7 protein-coding genes are annotated in these 9,799 nt (G+C 71.5%); 6 read left to right on the top strand and 1 reads right to left on the bottom strand.

The window, feature by feature from the left end:
• Positions 1-1,218, bottom strand: a 1,218-nt coding sequence (locus AOK24_RS32655; protein ID WP_206191300.1) for a glycosyltransferase family 39 protein, incomplete at its 3' end; no start/stop codon positions are given.
• 156 nt (positions 1,219-1,374) lie between these two features.
• On the opposite strand from AOK24_RS32655, the gene AOK24_RS32650 reads away from it, so the two are divergent.
• The 6 genes from AOK24_RS32650 to AOK24_RS32625 form a co-directional block, all read left to right on the top strand.
• Complete coding sequence (locus AOK24_RS32650; RefSeq protein WP_193554947.1) at positions 1,375-2,220, top strand: serine hydrolase; 846 nt, start codon at positions 1,375-1,377, stop codon at positions 2,218-2,220.
• 139 nt (positions 2,221-2,359) lie between these two features.
• Positions 2,360-3,385, top strand: coding sequence for an esterase-like activity of phytase family protein (locus tag AOK24_RS32645; RefSeq protein ID WP_055723637.1), 1,026 nt, complete (start codon positions 2,360-2,362; stop codon positions 3,383-3,385).
• Positions 3,386-3,597: 212 nt separating this feature from the next.
• Positions 3,598-7,305, top strand: a complete 3,708-nt coding sequence (locus tag AOK24_RS32640) for an ABC transporter ATP-binding protein (protein WP_055723636.1) — start codon at positions 3,598-3,600, stop codon at positions 7,303-7,305.
• A 77-nt stretch (positions 7,306-7,382) separates the two neighbouring features.
• Complete coding sequence (locus AOK24_RS32635; protein WP_055723635.1) at positions 7,383-7,808, top strand: hypothetical protein; 426 nt, start codon at positions 7,383-7,385, stop codon at positions 7,806-7,808.
• A 380-nt stretch (positions 7,809-8,188) separates the two neighbouring features.
• A complete protein-coding gene (locus AOK24_RS32630) occupies positions 8,189-9,022 on the top strand; it encodes a helix-turn-helix domain-containing protein (RefSeq protein WP_055723634.1) in 834 nt (277 codons plus the stop codon).
• Positions 9,019-9,799 (top strand): helix-turn-helix domain-containing protein (locus AOK24_RS32625; protein ID WP_055723633.1); only part of this gene is annotated, 781 nt, incomplete at its 3' end. The genes AOK24_RS32630 and AOK24_RS32625, both read left to right, overlap by 4 nt.

Genomic DNA, 9,799 nt, shown 5'->3' with positions numbered 1-9,799 from the left:
CGTACGGAACGCGCGCAGCAGCATCGCGCCGCCGCCCCCGCACAGCGCGGCGATCCCGGGCGCCATGGCGGTGGTGTAGTACGGGTGCATCGTGCCCTCGGCCATGCTGAACGTGAGGAAGTGCAGGCCCAGCCAGCCGCCCCAGACCAGGACGGCGGCGCGGGTGAGGTCGGTGCGCGGGGCACGGCCGCAGAGGATGACGGCGCCGATGAAAGCGATTGCCGCGAAGGGCAGCAGCCAGGAGATCTGCCCGCCGAGGACGTCGTTGAACATCCGGCCGAGACCGGCGGTGCCGGAGAAGCCGCCGCCTCCGCCGCCCCCGCCTCCGCCGCCCATGTTGCCGTCGCCGCCGAAGACCCGGCCGAGGCCGTTGTAGCCCATGATCAGGTTCCAGGCGGACCCGTCCGTCGAACCTCCGATGTAGGGCCGCTCGTCCTCAGGTACTACGGACACGGCAGCCGCCCACCAGAAGGAGGAAACCGCGAGTACTACACCCGCGAGCAGCAGGTTGACGATCCGCTTCACCAGCTTCGGCCTGGCCGCGTAGAGGTAGACGGCGAAGACGGCCGGCAGCGCGATGTAGCCCTGGAGCATCTTGGTGTTGAAGGCGAGCCCGAAGCACGCGGCCGACCCGAGCAGCGGCAGCAGCCTGCCGTTGTGGACGGCGCGCAGCGCGAGGGCCGCGCCGCCCGCCATCAGGAACACCAGCAGCGTGTCGGGGTTGTTGTCGCGGTTGATGGCGACGGTGATCGGGGTCAGCGCCAGGACCAGCGCGGCGACGGCCGCCGCGCCGTGCCCCCACACCCGCTTCACGGACGCGTGCAGGATCCAGATCGTGCCGAGCGCGACCAGCACCATCGGCAGCATCATCTGCCAGGTGCCGAAGCCGAAGACGCGGCAGGACAGGCCCATCACCATCAGCGCGAACGGCGGCTTGTCGACGGTCAGGAAGTTCCCGGCGTCCAACGACCCGAAGAACCACGCCTTCCAGTTCTCCGTACCGCTCAACACCGCAGCGCTGTAAAAGCTGTTGAGGCTCGAACCGGAGAGGTTCCAGGAGTAGAGGACCGCCGCCAGGACCAGGATCGCGAGCAGCGCGGGCAGCGACCAGCGCGGCGCCTGTCGGGGTACGTCGCCCGCCGCGGGCTCGGGCGGTGGCCGGTCGGGGGACACGGACGGCTCGGTCGTACGGTGCTGGGGATCGGTGGCAGAGGTCACCCGAGCATGGTGCGAACCCCGGGTTGGCGACCGCTGTGCCGGAGCTGGCCGTCACCTGTGAATGCGTACGGCGCGCAGTAACGCGTTGTGCAACCTTTGCTCAATCGTGCTCACGGTCGTACAACCATTCGCTCGAACCTGTGAGTCAACTGAGGCATGACTCCATCTACTTCGAGACGTGCTAGAGCGGCGGCGGTCGCCGCCCTCGGCACCGGCCTCCTCATAACCGCCGCCGTCCCGGCCTCGGCAGCCGCGCCCGCCGTGAGCTGTACGTCGTCCAAGGCGGCCCTCGCGACCAAACTCAAGAAGGACATCACCGCGGCGGTCGCCTCCCGCAAGGGCACGGTCGCCGTCGGCGTCTACGACCGCACGACCAACACGAACTGCACGCTGCGGGCGTCCTCGGCGTACGACTCGGCGAGCGTCGTCAAGGTGACCGTCCTCTCGACGCTCCTGTGGGACGCGCAGAAGGCGAAGCGGTCCCTCACCGCGCGCGAGAAGTCCCTCGCGACCGCGATGATCACCAAGTCGGACAACGCCTCCACGAGCACCCTGTGGAAGCAGCTCGGCGTCACCAAGGTGAAGAACTTCCTCAAGGCCGCCGCGATGACCCAGACGAAGCCGGGTGCGAACGGCTACTGGGGCCTCACGCAGATCACGGTCACCGACGAGCAGAAGCTGCTCAAGCTGCTGCACGCGAAGAACGCCGTCCTCACCGACGCGTCGCGCTCGTACGCCAACGGCCTGATGAGCAAGGTGGTTTCGTCCCAGCGCTGGGGAACTCCCTACGGCGCTCCGGCCGGTGTCGCCGTCCGCGTCAAGAACGGCTGGCTCCAGCGGGCCACCAACGGCTGGCGTGTGCACAGCGTCGGCACGTTCACCGGCGGCGGGCACGACTACACGATCACCGTCCTCACGCACGGCAACAGCACGATGAACTACGGGATCGCGACGATCCAGGGCGTGGCGAAGGCCGTCCACGCGGATCTCAAGGCGTCCTGACCCGACCGGCACCCGGCCTCCCCGCGGCCGGGCTTCCCGGGCCCGCAGTACGGCAGTCGGGTCGCGGCGGCGTTCACGGCGCCGCGTCCGTGGCGCGGCGTTCTTCTCGTGGACACCCGCGCGTCCTACCGTGCCGTCCATGCGCCTGAGAACCGTACTCGCCACCCTCACCGCCGGCCTGGCGGCGGCCACCACGCTCACCGCCGCAGGGCCCGCCGCCGCCAACTCGCCCGCGAACCGCGCCTGTTCGCCCGCCGTGACCATCGACGGCTTCTCCGACTCCCTCGACAAGACGTCGTACGACGGGACCTTCACCGGCAACTTCTCCGCCCTCGCCCTCGACCCGGACGGCACGCTCGCCGCGCTCTCCGACCGGTCGGCCCTCTTCTCGCTGGACCGGCGAACTCTCCAGCCCCGCAAGGTCGTTCAGCTCGCGGACGAGAAGGGCGCCGCCCTCGACTCGGAGGGGCTGGTCATCGACCGGGACGGCACCCGGCTGATCACCTCCGAGACCGAGCCGTCGGTGCGCCGCTACGACCGGGACGGCCGCATCCTCGGCCGGCTCCCCGTCCCCGCCTCGCTCCAGGTCGCGCCGGCCGGGCGGGCCGTGTCCAACGGCACGTTCGAGGGCCTGAGTTGGGCGAACGGCGGCCGTACGCTGCTGGCGTCCATGGAGTACGCGCTGGCCGGGGATGCCGCCGGGACCGTCCGGTTCCAGACCTGGAAGCGGCACGGGAAGGGGTTCGCGCTCGGCGCGCAGTACGCCTACCGTGCGGACGCCGGGCTCGGCGTCCCCGAGGTGCAGGCGCTGCCCGGCGGCCAACTCCTCGTCCTGGAGCGGGGGTTCACCGCGGGCGTCGGCAACACGGTCCGCCTCTACCTCGCCGACCCGCGCCGCGCGACGGACACGCGGGACGTCGAGTACCTCACCGATCAGCCCGAGGCGCGGGTCATCCGCAAGACGCTCCTCGCCGACATCGCCGACTGCCCGAGCCTCGGCGCCACCGCGAAGCAGCCCCAGCCCAACCCCCTGCTCGACAACATCGAGGGCATGACGGTCACCGGCCGCTCCGGCGACCGGCTGCGGGTGACTCTGGTCAGCGACGACAACCAGAACGCCGTACAGACGACCCGCTTCTACTTCCTGCGGGTACGGACGCACTGACCCGCGTCCCTCTCTGGGGCTACTGGTAGTGGGCGGTGACCCACTGTGTGTACGCCAGCACGCTGCCTCCGTCACCCAGTGCTACCCCAGGACTACGGAGCCGGCCTCCGTGTGGTCCCGGCACCCACCCGGACTGTTGCGGAGGGATGAAATCCGGTTCTGTCCGTGTTGGTGCCTTCCGGGTAAGCATCGGTTCTACAGGAGGGCACCGCGTGGCAGCGCAACGGGGATGGGCACGACGGCTGGCGGGGTACGCCTGGCGGTATCCGAAGGACACGGTCCTGGCCCTCGGCTCCTCCCTCGGGGGTATGGCGGTCATGGCCGTCGTCCCTCTGATCACGAAGGTGATCATCGACGACGTCATCGGTGACCGCTCCCGCGCGATGGCCCCCTGGGCGGGCGCCCTCATCGGAGCAGCTCTCGTGGTGTACGTGATGACGTACATCCGCAGGTACTACGGGGGCCGCCTCGCCCTCGACGTGCAGCACGACCTGCGCACCGAGATGTACGGGACGATCACCAGGCTGGACGGCCGCCGCCAGGACGAGCTGTCCACCGGGCAGGTCGTCGGCCGCGCCACCAGCGACCTCCAGCTCATCCAAGGTCTCCTCTTCATGCTGCCGATGACGATCGGCAACATCGCCCTGTTCGTGATCTCCCTCGTCGTCATGGCCTGGCTGTCGATCCCGCTCACCCTCGTAGCTCTCGCGGTGGGCCCCGCGCTGATCTGGATAGCCAACCTGAGTCGTAACCGGCTACACCCGGCGACCTGGTACGCGCAGGCGCAGGCCGCCGCCGTCGCCGGAGTCGTCGACGGCGCCGTGAGCGGCGTACGCGTGGTGAAGGGGTTTGGGCAGGAGGACCAGGAGACCGGGAAGCTCCGCGAGGTCGGCCGCCGCCTGTTCGCCGGGCGGCTGCGCACGATCCGCCTCAACTCCCTCTACACGCCCGCCCTCCAGTCCGTCCCCGCGCTCGGCCAGGTCGCGATGCTGGCCCTCGGCGGCTGGCTCGCCGTACGCGGCAGCATCACCCTCGGCACGTTCGTCGCGTTCTCCACCTACCTCGCCCAACTCGTGGGCCCCGTCAAGATGCTGGCGCTGGTCCTCACCGTCGGCCAGCAGGCCCGCGCGGGCACCGAACGCGTCCTCGAACTCATCGACACCGAACCGACGATGACCGAGGGCACCAAGCAACTCCCCGCCGACGCCCCGGCCACCGTCGAGTTCGACGACGTCTCCTTCGGCTACGACGACGACCGCCCCGTCCTGTCCGGCCTCAGCTTCGAGATCCACCCCGGTGAGACCCTCGCCGTCGTCGGCGCCTCCGGCTCCGGCAAGTCCACCCTGTCGCTGCTGATGCCCCGGTTCTACGACGTCACCCACGGCGCCGTCCTGATCGGCGGCCACGACGTCCGCGAGCTGACGTACGACTCCCTGCGTACCGCCATAGGACTAGTACCCGAGGACTCCTTCCTCTTCTCCGAGACCGTCCGCTACAACATCGCCTACGGCCGCCCCGACGCCACCGACGCCGAGATCGAGGCCGCCGCCCGCGCCGCCCAGGCCCACGACTTCATCACCGAGCTACCTCTCGGGTACGACACGAAGGTCGGCGAGCACGGCCTCACCCTCTCCGGCGGCCAGCGCCAGCGCGTCGCCCTCGCCCGCGCCATCCTCACCGACCCCCGCCTCCTCATCCTCGACGACGCCACCTCGGCCGTGGACGCCCGCGTCGAGCACGAGATCCACGAGGCCCTCAAGGAGGTCATGCGCGGCCGGACGACCCTGCTGATCGCGCACCGCCGCTCGACCCTCAACCTCGCCGACCGCATCGCCGTCCTGGACGCCGGACGCCTCGCCGACATCGGCACCCACGCCGAGCTGGAACGCCGATCCCCGCTCTACCGGCGCCTGTTGACCGACCCCGACGGCCTCGGCGGCGTCAGCCCCGGCCACGCCACGCCCGTCCAGCCCGCCGAGGACACGACCGTACGCGACGAGCTGGACGCCGAGTTCGACGCCGAGCGCGGGATCACCCCGAGGCTCTGGGCGGGGGAGCGCCCGGCCCGCGACACGGCCCTGACCGGCACCCCCTCGACCCCCGAACTCCTCGCCCAGGTCGAGGCGTTGCCCCCGGCGACCGACACTCCCGGCATCGACGAGGCGCGCGCGGTCACCCCCGAGGAGTCGTACGGGCTGCGGCGGCTGCTGCGCGGATTCCGTACGCCGCTGCTGATCAGCCTCGGCCTCGTCGCCGTCGACGCGGGCGTCGGGCTCCTGCTGCCCGTCCTCATCCGGCACGGCATCGACAGCGGCGTCACCGAGGCCGCCCTCGGCGCGGTGTGGGCGGCCTCGCTGCTCGCCCTCCTCGCCGTCCTCGTGCAGTGGGCCGCGCAGATCGGCGAGACCCGGATGACCGGCCGGACCGGTGAACGCGTCCTCTACACGCTGCGCCTGAAGATCTTCGCCCAGCTCCAGCGGCTCGGACTCGACTACTACGAACGGGAGTTGACCGGCCGGATCATGACCCGGATGACCACGGACGTCGACGCGCTGTCGACGTTCCTCCAGACCGGGCTCGTCACCGCGTTCGTCTCCGTCGTCACCTTCTTCGGGATCATGGTCGCCCTCGTCGTCATCGACGTACAGCTCGCGCTGGTCGTCTTCGCGACGCTTCCCCCTCTGGTACTAGCGACGTACTACTTCCGGCGTGCGAGCGTGCGCGCCTACGAGCTGGCCCGCGAGCGGATCTCCACCGTCAACGCCGACCTCCAGGAAGCCGTGGCCGGGCTCCGGATCGTCCAGGCCTTCGGGCGTGAGCGCGACGGCGGCGTACGGTTCGCGGCGGGCTCCTCCTCGTACCGCGAGGCCCGGGTGCACGGGCAGTGGCTCATCTCGGTCTACTTCCCGTTCGTGCAGTTCCTGTCGTCCGTCGCCGCCGCTGCCGTCCTCATCGCGGGCGCGGGCCGGGTCGAGGCCGCCACCCTGACGACCGGCGCACTGGTCGCCTACCTGCTGTACATCGACCTGTTCTTCGCCCCCGTGCAGCAGCTCTCGCAGGTCTTCGACGGCTACCAGCAGGCGTCCGTATCGCTGGGCCGCATCCAGGAACTGCTCCAGGAACCCACGTCCACGAAGTCCGCCGACGAACCCCTCGACGTGCTCTCCCTGCGCGGCGACATCACCTTCGAGGACGTCCACTTCGCCTACACCGACGACGAAGAGGCCCTGGGCGGCGTCTCGTTGACGATCCCGGCCGGCCAGACCGTCGCGTTCGTCGGCGAGACCGGCGCCGGGAAGTCGACCCTCGTCAAGCTCGTCGCCCGGTTCTACGACCCCACCTCCGGGCGGGTCCTCGCCGACGGCACCGACCTGCGCGACCTCGACCTCACGTCGTACCGCCACCACCTCGGAGTCGTACCCCAGGAGGCTTACCTCTTCCAGGGGACGATCCGCGACGCCATCGCGTACGGCCGGCCCGACGCGACCGACGCCGAGGTCGAGGCGGCGGCGCGGGCCGTCGGCGCGCACGAGATGATCGCGACCCTGGAGAACGGCTACCTGCACGAGGTCGCCGAACGCGGACGCAACCTCTCCGCCGGGCAACGGCAGTTGATCGCGCTGGCCCGCGCCGAACTCGTCGACCCGGACATCCTGCTCCTCGACGAGGCGACGGCCGCCCTCGACCTGGCGACGGAAGCGCAGGTCAACCAGGCCACGCAGCGGCTCGCCGGACGGCGTACCACCCTCGTCGTCGCCCACCGGCTGACGACCGCCGCGCGCGCCGACCGGGTCGTCGTCATGGCCGACGGCCGGGTCGCGGAGGACGGCACCCACGACGAACTGCTCGCGCGGGGCGGACGGTACGCCGCGCTGTGGCGGACGTTCATCGGGGAGCCCGTGGACGCTGTGTCCTCGTGACGGTCGTGCAACCGTACGACATACGTTGTGCGTCCGTACAACAGTACGGATGCGGACTACGTGTGCGGGTGGGGGCCATGGAGAATCGCGGGACGGGGAAACGTGGGACGAGACGGTGGCTGGCGCTGGTGACGGCCGGACTGGCCACGTCCGGGGTGCTCGGCCTCGCGACCCCGGCCGTCGCGGAGGCAGCGCCGCCCAACAAGGCGTCGGTTCCCATGAGTTGCGCCGGACGCGCGGTCCGCACCTTCCCCTTCGCCACCGGCATCGTCGTCGTCTACAAGCGCCCCGGATACGTCTGCGCCGTCACCCTCGCCAAGAGGCCCGGCGGGCGGCAGGACATCTCCGTCACCGTCCAGGCGCGCGGCAACGTCCCCGTGAAGCGCGGCTGGAAGCACGCCTGGACCTCCCCGGCCGTCACGGTCCACGCGGGGCACCGGTGCGTGCGCGTGGAGGGCCGAGTGGGGCGCGGGGAGGTCAAGTCGGGGTGGATCCTGTGCTGACGGTTCTTTCCGGCGGCCGGTGCGAGCGTGCGCATGATGTCCCTCTGGGGGAGTAGCGCGGGACTACCTGAGCGGTAGCTCCGCGAGGGTGGCCGATCGCGGGTGCGGGCCGGATGGACCCCCGTACCTTCCGGCCCGCACCACCGAGAATGCTGGCCAACTTGGCCCCCGGCCAGCGAAACCCGCCCCTCCGGGACACCGTGGGACGTCCCACCCGCTGACCTGCGCTGACAGGGACGGCGACGAGGCGCCGGTGGGACGCGGTACCCCCGCCGGGCGCGGCCGAAAGGCGACCGGTGCGGCGTCCCGGCCGGAACCCGGAACCCCGCGCGGGGGTGTACTACAGAGTCGATGGATCCCTGACGCGTGCGGGGTGAGGCATGTCGCGCTGGCAGGAACTACCGGACTCCCTGGACCAGAGGGTCCGGCAACTCGTCGTCCAGTTACGGCGGTTGAAGGACCGCTCCGGGCTGAGCCTGGTCTCGCTCGCCGCCAAGACCGGGTACAGCCGCTCGTCGTGGGAGCGCTACCTCAACGGCAAGGCGCTCCCGCCCCGGCAGGCGGTGGAGGAACTCGCGCGGGTTGTCGGCACGGAACCGACCCGGCTGCTCGTTCTGCACGAGGTGGCGGTCGACGCGTGGCAGGCGGGCGAACAGGGCACGCCCGACGCCGAGTCGAACCCGACCGGGGCCACTGGCACCGGCCCTGCCGACCCCACAGCCACCTCCGGTCCCCTCGGCTCGGCCGGCGTCCCCCGCCCCCACGCCCTCGCCGCAGTCGTGATCGCGGCCCTCCTCGGCATCGGCGCAGGACTGCTGATCGCGCTCCCCTGGTACGGGGACGGCGACGCCGGCAACGGCAAGGCCCAGGCCGTCACCGGCACCCGCCTCAGCCCGAGCCCCTCAACCACCCAGGGCGGACCGGGGCGTTACCTCTTCCAGGTCGGCAAGACCTACCCCTGCGAGGTGCGCCACCGCGAGGCGGTCGGCCTCGGCGCCGGGTACAGCACGACCCGTACCGCCGTCCTCGCCGGACCCGGCTGGGACGTCGTCGAGGCCCAATGCCTGCTGCGCCGCCACAAGTTGAACCCCGGCCCGGTCGACGGCGTCTACGGACAGCAGACCATCGCGGCCGTCGTACGGCTCCAGCAGGGCGCCGGGCTGCCCGCTGACGGCGTCGTCGGGCCCCACACCTGGCAGGTGCTGCGCGGATGACCGGTACGGCGCCGGAGTGCGCGGCCCTCGCCGCGGGGCTGCGTGCCGTGCGGGACCGAACGGGCCTCAGCCTGGCGGGACTTGCCCAGCGGACGCCGTACAGCAAGTCGTCCTGGGAGCGCTATCTCAACGGCAAGAAACCGGCACCCCGGCAGGCCGTCGAGGCGCTCTGCGCACTCGCCGGGGAACCTCCCGCGCGACTCCTCGCGCTGTGGGAACTCGCGGACGCCGAGTGGAGCGGACGCGGGCGCGGCGGCCCCGGACCCGGCTCCGCCGACTCCGGCAGGCCCGTCGAACTCCCGCCCAGGTCAACGCCGTTGAAGCGCCGCTACCTGCTCCCCGCCTGCGCCGCGCTCGCCGCCGTCGCCATCGCCGCGCTCTCCGTTCGCGGCTCAGGCCCCGAGCACGACACGGTGGCCACACCCGTGCTCGACCCCACCCCTGGCTGCCACGGCCGGAGTTGCGACGGCCAGGACCCCGACGCGATGTCCTGCGGACTGCCCGGCCGCGTCGACTCCCTCGGCCCTCAGCGCCGGACGCGCACCGGGGCGAGCGTCGAACTGCGCTACAGCACGGTGTGCGAGGCCGCGTGGGGGCGGATCTGGCACGCGCGGGTCGGGGACACGGTGGAGATCTCGGCGCCGGGGGCGCGGGCGCGGCAGGCCCTGGTCAGGAACGTCGCCGACACCACCGTCTACCGCTACACCGCGATGATCGGCGACCCCGAACGGGCGGAGTTGCGGGTGTGCTTCGTGCCGGGGACGGGGACGGGGACGG

The organism is Streptomyces niveiscabiei, assembly GCF_001419795.1.
Lineage (GTDB): Bacteria > Actinomycetota > Actinomycetes > Streptomycetales > Streptomycetaceae > Streptomyces > Streptomyces niveiscabiei.
The sequence above is the reverse complement of the archived record's forward strand: the minus strand, read 5'-3'. Positions and strand labels throughout refer to the sequence as shown.

Bases quoted from the DNA above. Each gene is read 5' to 3' on its own strand.
- AOK24_RS32645 (WP_055723637.1), top strand. From the start codon at position 2,360: ATGCGCCTGAGAACCGTACTCGCCACCCTCACCGCCGGCCTGGCGGCG.
- AOK24_RS32630 (WP_055723634.1), top strand. From the start codon at position 8,189: ATGTCGCGCTGGCAGGAACTACCGGACTCCCTGGACCAGAGGGTCCGG.
- AOK24_RS32650 (WP_193554947.1), top strand. From the start codon at position 1,375: ATGACTCCATCTACTTCGAGACGTGCTAGAGCGGCGGCGGTCGCCGCC.
- AOK24_RS32635 (WP_055723635.1), top strand. From the start codon at position 7,383: ATGGAGAATCGCGGGACGGGGAAACGTGGGACGAGACGGTGGCTGGCG.